Source organism: Escherichia ruysiae, from assembly GCF_031323975.1.
GTDB classification, from domain to species: domain Bacteria; phylum Pseudomonadota; class Gammaproteobacteria; order Enterobacterales; family Enterobacteriaceae; genus Escherichia; species Escherichia ruysiae.
In genome coordinates this window covers 2,714,377-2,732,598 of the sequence record NZ_JAVIWS010000001.1, presented here as the reverse complement: position 1 = coordinate 2,732,598, position 18,222 = coordinate 2,714,377, and the positions used below count along the sequence as shown (strand labels likewise).

Annotated in this window: 10 protein-coding genes, 2 tRNA genes, 3 rRNA genes and 2 pseudogenes; 3 read left to right on the top strand and 14 right to left on the bottom strand. The window is 53.1% G+C overall.

The features are described 5' to 3' along the window. Positions 1-6: 6 nt before the first annotated feature. From rrf to pepQ, 9 genes and pseudogenes are all read right to left on the bottom strand, one after another. A 5S ribosomal RNA gene (rrf, locus tag RGV86_RS13240) occupies positions 7-122 on the bottom strand. 98 nt (positions 123-220) lie between these two features. Beyond that, a 23S ribosomal RNA gene (locus RGV86_RS13235) occupies positions 221-3,127 on the bottom strand. 181 nt (positions 3,128-3,308) lie between these two features. Further along, positions 3,309-3,384 (bottom strand) — tRNA-Ala (locus RGV86_RS13230). 42 nt (positions 3,385-3,426) lie between these two features. Further along, positions 3,427-3,503: transfer RNA gene (locus RGV86_RS13225), tRNA-Ile, on the bottom strand. 68 nt (positions 3,504-3,571) lie between these two features. Next, positions 3,572-5,113: ribosomal RNA gene (locus tag RGV86_RS13220) — 16S ribosomal RNA — on the bottom strand. Together the 16S, 23S and 5S rRNA genes with 2 tRNA genes alongside form the textbook arrangement of a ribosomal RNA operon. Before the next feature lie 376 nt (positions 5,114-5,489). Then, positions 5,490-6,034: pseudogene (gene hemG, locus RGV86_RS13215) on the bottom strand (menaquinone-dependent protoporphyrinogen IX dehydrogenase). Positions 6,035-6,045: 11 nt separating this feature from the next. Further along, a complete protein-coding gene (trkH, locus tag RGV86_RS13210; RefSeq protein WP_000545680.1) occupies positions 6,046-7,497 on the bottom strand; it encodes a Trk system potassium transporter TrkH in 1,452 nt (483 codons plus the stop codon). A gap of 38 nt (positions 7,498-7,535) precedes the next feature. Next, entirely contained in the window at positions 7,536-8,150 is a 615-nt protein-coding gene (locus RGV86_RS13205) for an IMPACT family protein (RefSeq protein ID WP_001353706.1), read from the bottom strand. After that, complete coding sequence (pepQ, locus tag RGV86_RS13200; RefSeq protein ID WP_000444561.1) at positions 8,150-9,481, bottom strand: Xaa-Pro dipeptidase; 1,332 nt, start codon at positions 9,479-9,481, stop codon at positions 8,150-8,152. The genes RGV86_RS13205 and pepQ overlap by 1 nt, the downstream gene beginning before the upstream one ends. Before the next feature lie 189 nt (positions 9,482-9,670). On the opposite strand from pepQ, the pseudogene fadB reads away from it, so the two are divergent. Beyond that, a pseudogene (gene fadB, locus RGV86_RS13195) lies at positions 9,671-11,859 on the top strand (fatty acid oxidation complex subunit alpha FadB). A gap of 9 nt (positions 11,860-11,868) precedes the next feature. Next, entirely contained in the window at positions 11,869-13,032 is a 1,164-nt protein-coding gene (gene fadA / locus RGV86_RS13190) for an acetyl-CoA C-acyltransferase FadA (RefSeq protein ID WP_085461510.1), read from the top strand. A 182-nt stretch (positions 13,033-13,214) separates the two neighbouring features. On the opposite strand, the gene fre is transcribed toward fadA, so the two are convergent. Both fre and ubiD read right to left on the bottom strand, forming a co-directional pair. Next, positions 13,215-13,916: an NAD(P)H-flavin reductase gene (gene fre / locus RGV86_RS13185; protein WP_001306785.1), complete on the bottom strand. Its 702-nt coding sequence runs from the start codon at positions 13,914-13,916 to the stop codon at positions 13,215-13,217. Positions 13,917-13,961: 45 nt separating this feature from the next. Next, positions 13,962-15,455 (bottom strand): 4-hydroxy-3-polyprenylbenzoate decarboxylase, encoded by a 1,494-nt coding sequence (ubiD, locus tag RGV86_RS13180; protein WP_000339815.1) that lies wholly within the window; start codon positions 15,453-15,455, stop codon positions 13,962-13,964. 166 nt (positions 15,456-15,621) lie between these two features. Here ubiD and rfaH point away from each other — a divergent pair, with 166 nt between their 5' ends. After that, a complete protein-coding gene (gene rfaH, locus RGV86_RS13175; protein ID WP_001192393.1) occupies positions 15,622-16,110 on the top strand; it encodes a transcription/translation regulatory transformer protein RfaH in 489 nt (162 codons plus the stop codon). Here rfaH and tatD read toward each other — a convergent pair. Genes tatD through tatB form a run of 3 tightly spaced genes read right to left on the bottom strand, consistent with a single transcriptional unit; the run spans position 16,107 to position 18,219 of the window. Next, positions 16,107-16,889 (bottom strand): 3'-5' ssDNA/RNA exonuclease TatD, encoded by a 783-nt coding sequence (tatD, locus tag RGV86_RS13170; protein ID WP_085461509.1) that lies wholly within the window; start codon positions 16,887-16,889, stop codon positions 16,107-16,109. The genes rfaH and tatD overlap by 4 nt on opposite strands. 41 nt (positions 16,890-16,930) lie before the next feature. Beyond that, on the bottom strand, positions 16,931-17,701 hold the full coding sequence (gene tatC, locus RGV86_RS13165; RefSeq protein ID WP_000109945.1) for a Sec-independent protein translocase subunit TatC: 771 nt from the start codon (positions 17,699-17,701) through the stop codon (positions 16,931-16,933). Between the two features lie 2 nt (positions 17,702-17,703). Continuing rightward, complete coding sequence (gene tatB, locus RGV86_RS13160) at positions 17,704-18,219, bottom strand: Sec-independent protein translocase protein TatB (RefSeq protein ID WP_000459598.1); 516 nt, start codon at positions 18,217-18,219, stop codon at positions 17,704-17,706. Positions 18,220-18,222: the final 3 nt, after the last annotated feature.

Genomic DNA, 18,222 nt, shown 5'->3' with positions numbered 1-18,222 from the left:
TTTGATGCCTGGCAGTTCCCTACTCTCGCATGGGGAGACCCCACACTACCATCGGCGCTACGGCGTTTCACTTCTGAGTTCGGCATGGGGTCAGGTGGGACCACCGCGCTACGGCCGCCAGGCAAATTCTGTTTATCAACACGTCTTATTCTGACCTGTCGATTTAATCTGTATCAGGCTGAAAATCTTCTCTCATCCGCCAAAACAGCTTCGGCGTTGTAAGGTTAAGCCTCACGGTTCATTAGTACCGGTTAGCTCAACGCATCGCTGCGCTTACACACCCGGCCTATCAACGTCGTCGTCTTCAACGTTCCTTCAGGACTCTCAAGGAGTCAGGGAGAACTCATCTCGGGGCAAGTTTCGTGCTTAGATGCTTTCAGCACTTATCTCTTCCGCATTTAGCTACCGGGCAGTGCCATTGGCATGACAACCCGAACACCAGTGATGCGTCCACTCCGGTCCTCTCGTACTAGGAGCAGCCCCCCTCAGTTCTCCAGCGCCCACGGCAGATAGGGACCGAACTGTCTCACGACGTTCTAAACCCAGCTCGCGTACCACTTTAAATGGCGAACAGCCATACCCTTGGGACCTACTTCAGCCCCAGGATGTGATGAGCCGACATCGAGGTGCCAAACACCGCCGTCGATATGAACTCTTGGGCGGTATCAGCCTGTTATCCCCGGAGTACCTTTTATCCGTTGAGCGATGGCCCTTCCATTCAGAACCACCGGATCACTATGACCTGCTTTCGCACCTGCTCGCGCCGTCACGCTCGCAGTCAAGCTGGCTTATGCCATTGCACTAACCTCCTGATGTCCGACCAGGATTAGCCAACCTTCGTGCTCCTCCGTTACTCTTTAGGAGGAGACCGCCCCAGTCAAACTACCCACCAGACACTGTCCGCAACCCGGATAACGGGTCTACGTTAGAACATCAAACATTAAAGGGTGGTATTTCAAGGTCGGCTCCACGCAGACTGGCGTCCACGCTTCAAAGCCTCCCACCTATCCTACACATCAAGGCTCAATGTTCAGTGTCAAGCTATAGTAAAGGTTCACGGGGTCTTTCCGTCTTGCCGCGGGTACACTGCATCTTCACAGCGAGTTCAATTTCACTGAGTCTCGGGTGGAGACAGCCTGGCCATCATTACGCCATTCGTGCAGGTCGGAACTTACCCGACAAGGAATTTCGCTACCTTAGGACCGTTATAGTTACGGCCGCCGTTTACCGGGGCTTCGATCAAGAGCTTCGCCTTGCGGCTGACCCCATCAATTAACCTTCCGGCACCGGGCAGGCGTCACACCGTATACGTCCACTTTCGTGTTTGCACAGTGCTGTGTTTTTAATAAACAGTTGCAGCCAGCTGGTATCTTCGACTGATTTCAGCTCCACGAGCAAGTCGCTTCACCTACATATCAGCGTGCCTTCTCCCGAAGTTACGGCACCATTTTGCCTAGTTCCTTCACCCGAGTTCTCTCAAGCGCCTTGGTATTCTCTACCTGACCACCTGTGTCGGTTTGGGGTACGATTTGATGTTACCTGATGCTTAGAGGCTTTTCCTGGAAGCAGGGCATTTGTTGCTTCAGCACCGTAGTGCCTCGTCATCACGCCTCAGCCTTGATTTTCCGGATTTGCCTGGAAAACCAGCCTACACGCTTAAACCGGGACAACCGTCGCCCGGCCAACATAGCCTTCTCCGTCCCCCCTTCGCAGTAACACCAAGTACAGGAATATTAACCTGTTTCCCATCGACTACGCCTTTCGGCCTCGCCTTAGGGGTCGACTCACCCTGCCCCGATTAACGTTGGACAGGAACCCTTGGTCTTCCGGCGAGCGGGCTTTTCACCCGCTTTATCGTTACTTATGTCAGCATTCGCACTTCTGATACCTCCAGCAACCCTCACAGGCCACCTTCGCAGGCTTACAGAACGCTCCCCTACCCAACAACACATAGTGTCGCTGCCGCAGCTTCGGTGCATGGTTTAGCCCCGTTACATCTTCCGCGCAGGCCGACTCGACCAGTGAGCTATTACGCTTTCTTTAAATGATGGCTGCTTCTAAGCCAACATCCTGGCTGTCTGGGCCTTCCCACATCGTTTCCCACTTAACCATGACTTTGGGACCTTAGCTGGCGGTCTGGGTTGTTTCCCTCTTCACGACGGACGTTAGCACCCGCCGTGTGTCTCCCGTGATAACATTCTCCGGTATTCGCAGTTTGCATCGGGTTGGTAAGTCGGGATGACCCCCTTGCCGAAACAGTGCTCTACCCCCGGAGATGAATTCACGAGGCGCTACCTAAATAGCTTTCGGGGAGAACCAGCTATCTCCCGGTTTGATTGGCCTTTCACCCCCAGCCACAAGTCATCCGCTAATTTTTCAACATTAGTCGGTTCGGTCCTCCAGTTAGTGTTACCCAACCTTCAACCTGCCCATGGCTAGATCACCGGGTTTCGGGTCTATACCCTGCAACTTAACGCCCAGTTAAGACTCGGTTTCCCTTCGGCTCCCCTATTCGGTTAACCTTGCTACAGAATATAAGTCGCTGACCCATTATACAAAAGGTACGCAGTCACCCTGATAAATCAAGGCTCCCACTGCTTGTACGTACACGGTTTCAGGTTCTTTTTCACTCCCCTCGCCGGGGTTCTTTTCGCCTTTCCCTCACGGTACTGGTTCACTATCGGTCAGTCAGGAGTATTTAGCCTTGGAGGATGGTCCCCCCATATTCAGACAGGATACCACGTGTCCCGCCCTACTCATCGAGCTCACAGTATGTGCATTTTTGTGTACGGGGCTGTCACCCTGTATCGCGCGCCTTTCCAGACGCTTCCACTAACACACACACTGATTCAGGCTCTGGGCTGCTCCCCGTTCGCTCGCCGCTACTGGGGGAATCTCGGTTGATTTCTTTTCCTCGGGGTACTTAGATGTTTCAGTTCCCCCGGTTCGCTTCATTAACCTATGGATTCAGTTAATGATAGTGTGACGAATCACACTGGGTTTCCCCATTCGGAAATCGCCGGTTATAACGGTTCATATCACCTTACCGACGCTTATCGCAGATTAGCACGTCCTTCATCGCCTCTGACTGCCAGGGCATCCACCGTGTACGCTTAGTCGCTTAACCTCACAACCCGAAGATGTTTCGTAAAACACCATCGTGTTGCGAAAATTTGAGAGACTCACGAACAACTTTCGTTGTTCAGTGTTTCAATTTTCAGCTTGATCCAGATTTTTAAAGAGCAAAACTTCGCAGTGAACCTTTGCAGGTACACTCTGAAGTATTTTTTATTTAATCACTACAGAGATGGTGGAGCTATGCGGGATCGAACCGCAGACCTCCTGCGTGCAAAGCAGGCGCTCTCCCAGCTGAGCTATAGCCCCATAACATGTAGTTAAAACCTCTTCAAATTTGCGGTGCAAATTTGGTAGGCCTGAGTGGACTTGAACCACCGACCTCACCCTTATCAGGGGTGCGCTCTAACCACCTGAGCTACAAGCCTGTAGAGGTTTTACTGCTCATTTTCATCAGACAATCTGTGTGAGCACTTCAAAGAACGCTTCTTTAAGGTAAGGAGGTGATCCAACCGCAGGTTCCCCTACGGTTACCTTGTTACGACTTCACCCCAGTCATGAATCACAAAGTGGTAAGCGCCCTCCCGAAGGTTAAGCTACCTACTTCTTTTGCAACCCACTCCCATGGTGTGACGGGCGGTGTGTACAAGGCCCGGGAACGTATTCACCGTGGCATTCTGATCCACGATTACTAGCGATTCCGACTTCATGGAGTCGAGTTGCAGACTCCAATCCGGACTACGACGCACTTTATGAGGTCCGCTTGCTCTCGCGAGGTCGCTTCTCTTTGTATGCGCCATTGTAGCACGTGTGTAGCCCTGGTCGTAAGGGCCATGATGACTTGACGTCATCCCCACCTTCCTCCAGTTTATCACTGGCAGTCTCCTTTGAGTTCCCGGCCGGACCGCTGGCAACAAAGGATAAGGGTTGCGCTCGTTGCGGGACTTAACCCAACATTTCACAACACGAGCTGACGACAGCCATGCAGCACCTGTCTCACAGTTCCCGAAGGCACCAATCCATCTCTGGAAAGTTCTGTGGATGTCAAGACCAGGTAAGGTTCTTCGCGTTGCATCGAATTAAACCACATGCTCCACCGCTTGTGCGGGCCCCCGTCAATTCATTTGAGTTTTAACCTTGCGGCCGTACTCCCCAGGCGGTCGACTTAACGCGTTAGCTCCGGAAGCCACGCCTCAAGGGCACAACCTCCAAGTCGACATCGTTTACGGCGTGGACTACCAGGGTATCTAATCCTGTTTGCTCCCCACGCTTTCGCACCTGAGCGTCAGTCTTCGTCCAGGGGGCCGCCTTCGCCACCGGTATTCCTCCAGATCTCTACGCATTTCACCGCTACACCTGGAATTCTACCCCCCTCTACGAGACTCAAGCCTGCCAGTATCAGATGCAGTTCCCAGGTTGAGCCCGGGGATTTCACATCTGACTTAACAGACCGCCTGCGTGCGCTTTACGCCCAGTAATTCCGATTAACGCTTGCACCCTCCGTATTACCGCGGCTGCTGGCACGGAGTTAGCCGGTGCTTCTTCTGCGGGTAACGTCAATGAGCAAAGGTATTAACTTTACTCCCTTCCTCCCCGCTGAAAGTACTTTACAACCCGAAGGCCTTCTTCATACACGCGGCATGGCTGCATCAGGCTTGCGCCCATTGTGCAATATTCCCCACTGCTGCCTCCCGTAGGAGTCTGGACCGTGTCTCAGTTCCAGTGTGGCTGGTCATCCTCTCAGACCAGCTAGGGATCGTCGCCTAGGTGAGCCGTTACCCCACCTACTAGCTAATCCCATCTGGGCACATCCGATGGCAAGAGGCCCGAAGGTCCCCCTCTTTGGTCTTGCGACGTTATGCGGTATTAGCTACCGTTTCCAGTAGTTATCCCCCTCCATCGGGCAGTTTCCCAGACATTACTCACCCGTCCGCCACTCGTCAGCAAAGAAGCAAGCTTCTTCCTGTTACCGTTCGACTTGCATGTGTTAGGCCTGCCGCCAGCGTTCAATCTGAGCCATGATCAAACTCTTCAATTTAAAAGTTTGATGCTCAAAGAATTAAACTTCGTAATGAATTACGTGTTCACTCTTGAGACTTGGTATTCATTTATCGTCTTGCGACGTTAAGAATCCGTATCTTCGAGTGCCCACACAGATTGTCTGATAAATTGTTAAAGAGCAGTGCCGCTTCGCTTTTTCTCAGCGGCGCGGGGTGTGCATAATACACTTTCCCGCTACAGAGTCAAGCATTTTTTTGCTTTTCTCTGTTGAGATTCTCAGGAGAATCCCGCTGACCCGGCGGCGTGTTTGCCGTTGTTCCGTGTCAGTGGTGGCGCATTATAGGGAGTTATTCTGAGCTGACAAGAGGAAATTTAAAATAATTTTCCGAATGCGCGTTTTTTATTCTTTATGCTTATTTCAGCGTCGGTTTGTCGGTTAAATGGGCGATTTCTCGGGCGAAATTCGCCACTTGCTCCCAATCGGTGTAGACAACTTCTTTGCGCGTATCCGTTTCTCCGCCTGACATCTTCATAATCAGCTTGATCATAAAGCGGTCGTACCAACGATAGCGTGGATAACGCAGCGCCCCGGCAATGACTGCACAGCGATCGGGACGCCATTGCGAGTTCATCAGAAACTTCCGCGCGTAGCTATTGGTCTGCACAGTACGCTTCTCCGGTTTGCGCGCCACCAGATTCACGGAGTAAAAGGCGCTCGGCATCGAGTTCAGCTGCGTCGCATGTTTTTGACAAATTCCTGGAACGCAGAATGGTAGTGACCGTAGCGAATAGAAGCGCCAATAACCACGCGATCGTAGTTTTCCCACTGTGGCTCTTCAATGCGGTGCACATTAGCGACATCCGCCTGGATCCCCAGTTCTTTCAATTCCGAAGCCAGGTAGGAGGCAATCTCGCGCGTTTGTCCGTCCCTTGTTGAGAAAAGAATTAATGTTTTCACGTATTACTCCATCATTCACGCCAGAAAGTCGGGGTAAAGAGCACCAGCAATGTAAAGACCTCCAGACGACCAAACAGCATGTTGGCAATCAGGATCCATTTAGCCACCGGGTTCATACTGGTAAAGTTATCAGCAACCACGCCAAGCCCTGGCCCCAGGTTATTCAATGTCGCAACAACCGAGGCAAAGGCAGAAAAGTCATCCACGCCCGTGGCGATAATCGCCAGCATACTGACAATAAACACCAATGCATAGGCGGAGAAAAATCCCCAAACGGCTTCGAGGATACGTTCCGGCAGTGCGCGATTCCCCAGCTTAATGCTGTAGACGGCGTTCGGATGCACCAGTCGTTTCAGCTCACGGTTCCCCTGCTTGAACAGCAGCAGGATGCGGATCACTTTCAGGCCACCGCCCGTTGACCCGGCGCAACCACCGATAAAAGCAGAGCATAACAGCAGTACTGGCAAGAAGAGCGGCCAACGGGCAATGCTGTCTGTCGTAAATCCGGCAGTCGTCGCCATAGACACCACCTGGAAAAATGCCTGGTTAATCGTCATCAGCGCCGAACTGTAGACATTATGAAACCACAGAACGAGTGTACAAATAACCACCAGCGTAAACTGTACGCCGATAAACATGCGAAATTCCGGATCGCGCCAATAAACCTTCAGACTGCGCCCACTTAACAGCGAAAAGTGTAGACCGTAGTTACAGCCGGAGATTAGCAGGAAGATAGCAATGATGGTGTTAATCGTCGGGCTGTCGAAATAACCGACGCTGGCATCATGTGTCGAGAAGCCGCCGATGGCGATAGTCGCAAAGCTATGGCCGATGGCATCAAAAGCATCCATTCCGGCAAACCATAACGCCAGCGCACAGGCGACGGTCAGCAAGACATAAATCAGCCACAAGGTTTTCGCCGTTTCCGCAATACGCGGGCGCATTTTATTATCTTTCAGCGGGCCGGGCATTTCTGCACGATAGAGCTGCATCCCACCAACGCCGAGGATAGGCAGTATCGCTACCGCCAGCACGATGATCCCCATCCCGCCAAACCATTGCAGCATCTGGCGATAAAAAAGAATCGCATGAGGAAGTGAATCCAGCCCCACCAGTGTAGTGGCCCCGGTGGTGGTCAGGCCGGAGAAAGATTCAAAAAACGCATCGGTAATCGTGAGGTTCGGGCTTTCCGAGAAGATAAAAGGGAGCGCACCGACGCTACCCAGCACCGTCCAGAACAGCACCACAATCAGAAACCCTTCGCGGGATTTCAGTTCGCCCTTCTCTTTACGGTTCGGCCACCACAGCATAGAGCCAATGGCGAGGGCGACAAAAAAGGTCTGGGTAAAAGCGCGGCCTGCCCCATCCCGGTAGATGAGTGCTACCAGCCCAGGGATAATCATGGTCCCTGAAAATAAGATGACCAGTAGTCCAACGATTCGGGTAATGGCGCGAAAATGCATCTCTGCCGCTTCCTTAGTTCTGCAAAACGAAGTGGGGATTATTCTTCAATCGCTAACAATTGCAATGAACCACGGCTAAAATCCGCCAGCTTTGCGGAAAATTCAGCCACTTTCGCCGCCGGAAGCGCCACCCGCAGCAGAACGAATGCCTGATAATCACTGTTGATAATTTTGCCGCCACACTGCCCCAGCAACGCTTCAATGCCGGTTAACTGACTATATTCACATTGCAAAGTATATTCGGTTAATGGCGTCTTGCGTTGGGTCGTTAGCTGGCGCAGCGCCTGATTCACGCCACCGCCATACGCTTTCACTAACCCACCAGTGCCCAGCAAGATGCCGCCGTAGTAGCGCACCACCACAGCGGTAATTTCCCCGACGCCGCTGCCCATTAGTTGGGCGAGCATCGGTTTACCTGCCGTTCCTGCCGGTTCTCCATCATCAGAGAAACCCAGTTGTTGAGAATCATCCGGTGCGCCAGCTACCCACGCCACGCAATGGTGGCGGGCATCGGGGTGCTCTGCCCTTACCGATTCAACAAACGCTTTCGCCGCCTCGACGCCATCGGTATGTGCCAACAGCGTAATGAAGCGGCTCTTTTTGATCTCTTCAACAACCGTGACCGGTGCCGCAGGAATTAACCAGCTTTCCATCACGCCAGTTTCAGATCCCGGGTCATGTTTTCCACGTTGTTTTCGTGGATCACCACGTTGTCTTCGATACGAATGCCGCCGAACGGTTTCAGTGCTTCAATTTTCTGCCAGTTGAAATGTTTGCTGAACTGCCCTTCACGCCACGGCGCCAGCAACGATTCGATGAAGTAGATACCCGGTTCGATGGTTAAAACCATGCCTGGCTGGAGAATACGGGTGCAACGCAGGTACGGATATTTTGCCGGTGCCGCGAGGTGCGTACCGCTATCATCCTGCATAAAACCGGCTACGTCATGCACCTGCAGACCAAGCGGATGGCCAATACCGTGCGGCATAAACGGTCCGGTGAGATCGTTTTCGACCATCGCTTCTTCACTCATATCGGTGATGATTTGATGTTTACGCAGCAGTTTGGCGATGCGTTGATGGAACTGGATGTGGTAATCCACATAGCTGACGCCCGCTTTCATGGTGGCGATCAGTGCCAGTTGTTCATCATTTACGTCTTTCACCAGCTGTGCATAGTCGTTGTCGCTTTTTGCCGACCAGGTACGGGTCAGGTCAGCCGCATAGCCGTTATATTCTGCCCCGGCATCCAGCAGGAAGCTGCGCATCTCTTCCGGCGCCTGATGATCCAGTTTGGTGTAATGCAGCACCGCAGCATGTTCGTTAAGCGCCACAATGTTGCTGTAAGGCACGTCGGTATCACGATGACCGGTCGCGGTCAGATAGGCAATATTGATATCGAACTCGCTCATGCCAGAACGGAAGGCTTCTTCCGCCGCGCGATGACCGTTGACCGCCATTTTCTGCGCTTCACGCATACAGGCCAGTTCGTACTCGGTTTTGAAGGAGCGGTAGTAATGCAGGTAGTCGATAACCCCTTTCGGGTTGATATTACTGGCCTCAATACCCAGTTGCAGCGCACGTTCCGGCACCGGACCGATATAACCGATATTGCCGCGCGCAGCAGGCAGCAGGCTACCAATGCCATCGGCTTTCGGCAGCGCGATCACTTCCACATCTTCAGTCCAGAAGGAGGTCGGCAGCGGTTCGACGTTGTGCCAGTAATCAACCGGCAGATAAAACCACAGTTTCGGCTTGTTCACGCCATCCACCAGCAGCCAGCAGTTTGGCACCTGAGTTACCGGCACCCACGCTTTGAATTGCGGGTTCACTTTAAACGGATAGGGATGATCGTCGAGAAAAACGTTGAATAGCTCGCCGGAGTGAATAAGTAATGCATCCAGCTTGAAACGCGCCAGCGCATCGCGAGTCCGTTCCTGTAAGGTAGCTATATGATTTTTATAGAGCGAGGCCAGTGATTCCATTTTTTACCCTTCTGTTTTTTTGACCTTAAGTCTCCGCATCTTAGCACAACGTTAATACAGAGCGTGATTTCTGCCGAGCGTGATCGAATCGGCATTTCCTTAATCTTTTGTTTGCATATTTTTAACACAAAATACACACTTCGCTTCATCTGGTACGACCAGATCACCTTGCGGATTCAGGAGACTGACATGCTTTACAAAGGCGACACCCTGTACCTTGACTGGCTGGAAGATGGCATTGCCGAACTGGTATTTGATGCCCCAGGCTCAGTTAATAAACTCGACACTGCGACCGTCGCCAGCCTTGGCGAGGCCATCGGTGTGCTGGAACAGCAATCAGATTTAAAAGGGCTGCTGCTGCGTTCGAACAAAGCAGCCTTTATCGTCGGTGCTGATATCACCGAATTTTTGTCCCTGTTCCTCGTTCCCGAAGAACAGTTAAGCCAGTGGCTGCACTTTGCCAATAGCGTGTTTAATCGCCTGGAAGATCTGCCGGTGCCGACCATTGCTGCCGTCAACGGCTATGCGCTGGGCGGTGGCTGCGAATGCGTGCTGGCGACCGATTATCGTCTGGCGACGCCGGATCTGCGTATCGGTCTGCCGGAAACCAAACTGGGCATCATGCCGGGCTTTGGCGGCTCCGTGCGTATGCCACGTATGCTGGGCGCTGACAGTGCGCTGGAAATCATTGCCGCCGGTAAAGATGTCGGCGCGGATCAGGCGCTGAAAATCGGTCTGGTGGATGGCGTAGTCAAAGCAGAAAAACTACTTGAAGGCGCAATGGCGATTTTACGCCAGGCCATTAACGGCGACCTCGACTGGAAAGCGAAACGTCAACCGAAGCTGGAACCGCTAAAACTGAGCAAGATTGAAGCCACCATGAGCTTCACCATCGCTAAAGGGATGGTCGCGCAAACGGCGGGGAAACATTATCCAGCCCCCATCACCGCAGTAAGAACTATTGAAGCGGCTGCCCGTTTTAGCCGTGAAGAAGCCTTAAACCTGGAAAACAAAAGTTTTGTCCCGCTGGCGCACACCAACGAAGCTCGCGCACTGGTCGGCATTTTCCTTAACGATCAATATGTAAAAGGCAAAGCGAAGAAACTCACCAAAGACGTTGAAACCCCGAAACAGGCCGCCGTGCTGGGCGCAGGCATTATGGGCGGCGGTATCGCTTACCAGTCCGCGTGGAAGGGCGTGCCGGTTGTCATGAAAGATATCAACGACAAGTCGTTAACCCTCGGCATGACCGAAGCCGCGAAACTGCTGAACAAGCAGCTTGAGCGCGGCAAGATCGATGGTCTGAAACTGGCTGGCGTGATCTCCACGATCCACCCAACGCTCGACTACGCCGGGTTTGACCGTGTGGATGTTGTGGTAGAAGCGGTTGTTGAAAACCCGAAAGTGAAAAAAGCCGTGCTGGCAGAAACCGAACAAAAAGTTCGCCCGGATACCGTGCTGGCTTCTAATACTTCAACCATTCCTATCAGCGAACTGGCCAATGCGCTGGAACGCCCGAAAAACTTCTGCGGGATGCACTTCTTTAACCCGGTGCACCGGATGCCGTTGGTGGAAATTATTCGCGGTGAGAAAAGCTCCGACGAAACCATCGCTAAAGTCGTCGCCTGGGCGAGCAAGATGGGCAAGACGCCGATTGTGGTGAACGACTGCCCCGGCTTCTTCGTTAACCGCGTACTGTTTCCCTACTTCGCCGGATTCAGCCAGTTGCTACGCGACGGCGCGGACTTCCGCAAAATCGACAAAGTGATGGAAAAACAGTTCGGCTGGCCAATGGGTCCGGCATACCTGCTGGATGTCGTGGGGGTTGATACCGCGCACCACGCTCAGGCCGTGATGGCAGCGGGTTTCCCGCAGCGGATGCAGAAAGATTATCGCGATGCCATCGACGCGCTGTTTGATGCCAACCGCTTTGGTCAGAAGAACGGCCTCGGTTTCTGGCGTTATAAAGAAGACAGCAAAGGTAAGCCGAAGAAAGAAGAAGACGCCGCCGTTGACGACCTGCTGGCAGAAGTCAGCCAGCCGAAGCGCGATTTCAGCGAGGAAGAGATTATCACCCGCATGATGATCCCGATGGTCAACGAAGTGGTGCGCTGTCTGGAAGAGGGCATTATCGCCACTCCGGCAGAAGCGGATATGGCGCTGGTCTACGGCCTGGGCTTCCCTCCGTTCCACGGCGGCGCGTTCCGCTGGCTGGACACCCTCGGCAGCGCGAAATACCTCGATATGGCACAGCAATATCAGCACCTCGGCCCGCTGTATGAAGTGCCGGAAGGTCTGCGTAATAAAGCACGTCATAACGAACCGTACTATCCCCGGTTGAGCCAGCCCGTCCGGTTGGCGACCTGAAAACGGCTTAAGGAGTCACAATGGAACAGGTTGTCATTGTCGATGCAATTCGCACCCCGATGGGCCGTTCGAAGGGCGGTGCTTTTCGTAACGTGCGTGCGGAAGATCTCTCCGCTCATTTAATGCGTAGCCTGCTGGCGCGTAATCCGGCGCTGGACGCGGCTGCTCTCGATGATATTTACTGGGGCTGTGTGCAGCAAACGCTGGAGCAGGGTTTTAATATCGCCCGTAACGCGGCGCTGTTGGCAGAAGTGCCGCACTCTGTCCCGGCGGTTACCGTCAATCGCTTGTGTGGTTCATCCATGCAGGCACTGCATGACGCAGCACGAATGATCATGACCGGCGATGCGCAGGCATGTCTGGTTGGCGGCGTGGAGCATATGGGCCATGTGCCGATGAGTCACGGCGTCGATTTTCACCCCGGCCTGAGCCGCAATGTCGCCAAAGCGGCGGGCATGATGGGCTTAACGGCAGAAATGCTGGCGCGTATGCACGGTATCAGCCGTGAAATGCAGGATGCCTTTGCCGCGCGATCACACGCTCGCGCCTGGGCCGCCACGCAGTCGGGGGCATTTAAAAATGAAATCATCCCGACCGGTGGTCACGATGCCGACGGCGTACTGAAACAGTTTAATTACGACGAAGTGATTCGCCCGGAAACAACCGTGGAAGCCCTCGCCACACTGCGTCCGGCGTTTGATCCAGTAAACGGTACGGTAACGGCGGGTACATCTTCTGCGCTCTCCGATGGCGCAGCTGCCATGCTGGTAATGAGTGAAAGCCGCGCCCGTGAATTAGGTCTTAAGCCGCGCGCCCGTGTGCGTTCGATGGCGGTTGTTGGTTGTGATCCGTCGATTATGGGTTACGGCCCGGTTCCGGCCTCTAAGCTGGCGTTGAAAAAAGCGGGGCTTTCTGCCAGCGACATCGGCGTGTTTGAAATGAACGAAGCCTTTGCCGCGCAGATCCTGCCGTGTATTAAAGATCTGGGACTGATGGAACAGATTGACGAGAAGATCAACCTCAACGGTGGCGCGATCGCGCTGGGTCATCCGCTGGGTTGTTCCGGTGCGCGTATCAGTACCACGCTGCTGAATCTGATGGAACGCAAAGACGTCCAGTTTGGTCTGGCGACGATGTGTATCGGTCTGGGTCAGGGTATTGCGACGGTGTTTGAGCGGGTTTAAACACTTGCCGGATGCGGCGTGACGCCTTATCCGGTCTACCGATCCGGCACCAATTGTAGGCCTGATAAGACGCGACAGCGTCGCATCAGGCACTGTTTGCCGGATGCGACATAGATCTAAATGCCACTGATAAAGTTTTAGTTGCCGTTCTTCCCGCCTGTCAGGGGCGGGTTTTTTATGGCTTAGATAAACGCAAACGCATCTCCAAACAGGCGATCTTCCCGCGCATTACGCTCACTGCAAAACAGGTCACGGGCTATTTTCGCCATCTCAAAACGTCCGGCAATGTAGATATCATGCTCCGCCAGCGTACCGTGATCCTGCAACACCGCTGTTAAAACCGTGCCAGTACGACCGCGCCAGCCCGCTTCCGGTTGTTCAACCACCGGCACCACTTGCAGACCAGGATGCTTAAGCGAAAGCGCCTCAAGCTCGGAGAGATCATAAAGATGCTGCTCTTCACGCCCGCCCCAGTAAATGGTGATATCACGATTGGGATTACGCGCCAGCGCCGTCAGCAAAATCGAGCGCGCATAAGAGAAACCGGTGCCGCCCGCGATGAGAATCATTGGACGTTCTTCATCATCGCGCAGCCATGCCTCACCGTGCGGAATATCGACCACGATTTGATGATCTTTAAGAATGCGATCCATGACTGCTTTCGCGTAAAGGTTGATTTCAGAAGCGCCAATATGCAGCTCAATGAAACCTTTTTCATCCGGCGTCGAGGCCATTGAGAACGGGCGTTTATCGCGCTCGTCCATCACTACCATCAAATACTGACCAGCACGAAAAGAAAAGGCCGCGTCTGGCACGATTCGGACACGATATACAGTATCCGTGATAGCTTCTACCGAGGTCACTTTACAGCTTAAGGTTGTCATGCGCTTTCTCTGTCGGATCGATAAATAGGGCAATACAAACGCGCCTCAGGCGCTTTTACCGTTGTTAAAAATAGCCAGCTCATCCCAGATTGCGTCAATACGCGCGACAACGTCCGGATCTTTTTTGATAGGACGCCCCCACTCGCGCTGGGTTTCCCCTGGCCATTTATTCGTGGCATCCAGCCCCATTTTTGAACCCAGCCCGGAAACAGGCGAGGCAAAATCCAGATAATCAATGGGCGTGTTTTCAACCAGCACCGTATCCCGCGCTGGGTCCATACGGGTAGTAATCGCCCAAATCACATCGTTCCAGTCGCGTGCGTTGACATCATCATCGCAAACGATCACAAATTTGGTGTACATAAACTGGCGTAAAAACGACCAGACGCCCATCATGACGCGCTTCGCGTGCCCGGCGTATTGCTTTTTGATCGTCACGACCGCCAGACGATAAGAGCAACCTTCCGGCGGAAGGTAGAAATCGACAATTTCCGGGAATTGTTTTTGCAGAATCGGCACGAACACTTCGTTCAACGCCACGCCCAGTACCGCAGGTTCATCCGGCGGGCGACCAGTATAGGTGGAGTGGTAAATCGCATCTTCACGCTGAGTAATATGCGTCACGGTAAATACCGGGAAACTATCGACTTCGTTATAGTAACCGGTGTGGTCGCCATACGGCCCTTCTGGCGCCGTTTCGCCTTGTTCGATATACCCTTCCAGCACAATTTCCGCACTGGCGGGCACTTCAAGGTCATTGGAGATACACTTCACCACTTCGGTTTTGGTGCCACGCAGCAATCCGGCAAAAGCATACTCTGAAAGCGTATCTGGAACGGGCGTGACTGCACCGAGAATAGTAGCGGGATCAGCACCCAGCGCCACAGAAACCGGGAAACGTTCACCCGGATGCGCCGCACACCACTCCTGGAAATCCAGCGCACCGCCGCGATGCGACAACCAGCGCATAATCAGTTTATTTTTACCAATCAACTGTTGACGATAAATACCCAGATTCTGCCGCTCTTTGTGCGGGCCACGCGTTACGGTCAACCCCCAGGTAATCAGCGGAGCGGCATCTTCCGGCCAGCAGGTCATAATGGGAATGCGGTTAAGATCAACATCCTCGCCGGAGACGATTTTTTGCTGACAAGGCGCACCACGTAACCGTTTCGTTGGCATGTTCAACACCTGTTTAAACTGCGGCAGTTTATCAAACAGGTCGCGGAAACCTTTTGGCGGCTCCGGCTCTTTCAGAAACGCCAATAATTTACCGACTTCACGCAGCGCCGAAACATCTTCCTGCCCCATGCCCATCGCTACACGCTTAGGCGTACCGAACAGGTTACACAGCACCGGCATTGAGTACCCTTTAGGGTTTTCGAACAACAGCGCAGGCCCACCGGCGCGCAAAGTGCGGTCAGCAATTTCAGTGATTTCCAGATGCGGATCCACCGGGAGCGTGATACGTTTTAGCTCACCCTGCTGTTCAAGCAGCGTCAAGAAGTCGCGTAAATCGTTATATTTCATGGCGTCCATTGTAGCCTCTTAATCTGCGCCCATTATACGGCGTTCATCTTCGCGATGCTGTAAATTTGTTAAATTAGCGTGAACTCAGGCGCTATAACGCAAACCGGGGAATATAATTAACTTAACGCATCGCTTTTGCTATTCTTGCGCCCCGATTAAACGGATAAGAGTCATTATGCAATCCTGGTATTTACTGTACTGCAAGCGCGGGCAACTTCAACGTGCCCAGGAACACCTCGAAAGACAGGCCGTTAATTGCCTGGCGCCGATGATCACCCTGGAAAAAATCGTGCGTGGCAAACGTACTGCAGTCAGTGAGCCGTTGTTCCCCAACTACCTGTTTGTGGAATTTGATCCAGAAGTGATTCATACCACTACCATCAACGCTACACGTGGCGTCAGCCACTTCGTGCGCTTTGGTGCATCGCCAGCGATAGTCCCATCGGCAGTGATTCATCAGCTGTCTGTGTATAAACCGGAAAACATTGTCGATCCGGCAACACCATACCCAGGTGATAAGGTGATTATTACCGAAGGCGCATTCGAAGGTTTTCAGGCCATTTTCACCGAGCCTGACGGCGAGGCACGCTCCATGCTATTGCTTAATCTTATCAATAAAGAAATTAAGCACAGCGTGAAGAACACCGAGTTCCGCAAACTCTAGAACGCAATCCCAAACAGTGTTTTGACATTCGCATCTGTGGTAGCCGCCAGCCACGCAGCATCCTCCCCTCGCCAGTATGCAATACGTTGCAGAATATGGGGCAGATACGCAGGCTCGTTACGCCGTGATGATGGCTTTGGCGTGAGATCGCGCGGGAGCAAATACGGCGCATCGGTTTCGATCAGCAATTTCTCCGCAGGAATAAGTGGCAACAGATCACGCAATTCCTGCCCTCGTCGTTCATCGCAAACCCAACCTGTAATGCCGATATAAATTCCACGCGCCACGCACGCCTGCATCTCTTCGCGTGTGCCGGTAAAGCAATGAAGAACCGCACCAGGAAGTTTATCCAGCCACGGCTCCAGCAATGTCATAAACCGCTCGTGGGCATCGCGACAATGCATAAATACCGGCATGTTTAATTCTGCGGCAATACGTAGCTGGGCAACAAAAGCACGTTCCTGCTCTTCCGGCGTAGAAAAGTTGCGGTTAAAGTCGAGCCCACACTCACCAATTGCCACCACTTCTGGCAGCGCGGCCAGCTCAATAATCTCTTCTTCAGTCTCAGCTTGCCACTGGCTGCTGTCATGAGGATGCACGCCCGCCGTTGACCAACAGCGTGGATACTGACGCGCCAGTTCTTGCGCCTGCTGGCTTTCGCGCAGGTTAGTGCCGGTGATAAGTAGCCCATCAACTCCCGCGCCAAAAGCGCGCTCTACAACATCATCACGATCTTTCGCAAATTGTGAACTGGTCAAATTAACGCCGATATCAAACATCCTGCACTCCATATGACAACCGCCCTGACGGGCGGTTGAGTTTATTCTTCAGTTTTTTCGCTTTCAGCGTCATTTTCTTCTTCCCGGTTTCGGCCTTTACCAACATAAAAGCGTGAGAAGAAGACACCGATTTCAAACAGGCAGTACATCGGAATCGCCAACAGCGTTTGCGAGAAGACATCCGGCGGCGTCAGCAGCATCCCGACGACGAATGCGCCAACCAGCACATACGGGCGTTTTTTGCGTAAGTCTTCTGGCGAGGTGATCCCCATCCAGCACAGCAGCACTATTGCCACAGGCACTTCAAAGGAGACACCAAACGCCATAAACAACGCCATAACGAAGCTTAAATAACTGGCGATGTCGGTGGATACCTGTACCCCTTCCGGCGCGGTATTGGCAAGGAAGCCAAATGCCAGCGGAAAGACCACAAAGTAGGCGAACGCCATACCGATATAAAACAGCAGAGAGCTGGAAACCAGCAGGGGCACCACCAGGCGACGTTCGTGCTTATACAACGCCGGGGCGATAAACGCCCACACCTGATAGAGAATCACCGGCGCTGACAGAATCAGCGACACCATAAAAGTCAGCTTGATCGGCGTAAAGAACGGCGAGGCCACATCGGTGGCGATCATCGTTGAACCTTGCGGCAATTGCTTGATCAACGGCGCGGATACCAGGTGATAGATATCATTGGCGAAATAGACCAGGCACAGAAATATCACGATCACCGCGATAATGCAGTTCAGCAGACGCTTACGCAGCTCAATCAGATGCGTGATAAGCGGTTGAGTATCTTCTACAGACATGTTTACGGTTTATCACTCGACGAAGGGGAAGGTGCAGCGGTTTTTGGTTCAGCGTCCGCAGCAGGTTTTACCACCGGCTCTGGCGTGGTTTCTGGCTTCTGTTCCGGCGAACTGGCCTGCGTTTGTGCAGAGGCAGGGGTTACTCCCTCATGCGCAGCTTCATTATCTTTCACCACCGGGTTATGGATGGTGTGCGCTTCATCGCTCGCCTTTTCAGGATCGTTTGCAACATAGGAACGCTTCATCGATTCCGCAGCCTGGCGCAGTTCATCCATTGACGCTTTCAGTTCAGGCGTCAGGTTGGTCAGGCTTGCCTTTTCAACCTTTTTCAGGCTGTCCTGAAACTCCTGGAGTTTTAACTCCTGAGTCAGTTCGTTCTGCACCGTTGTCGCCAGTGAACGCAACGCGCGAATCCAGCCCGCTACCGTTTTTACCGCCACAGGCAGTCGTTGCGGCCCCAGAACGACGAGGCCGATGATGAACACCAATAGCAGTTCGCTAAAACCGATATCAAACACGGA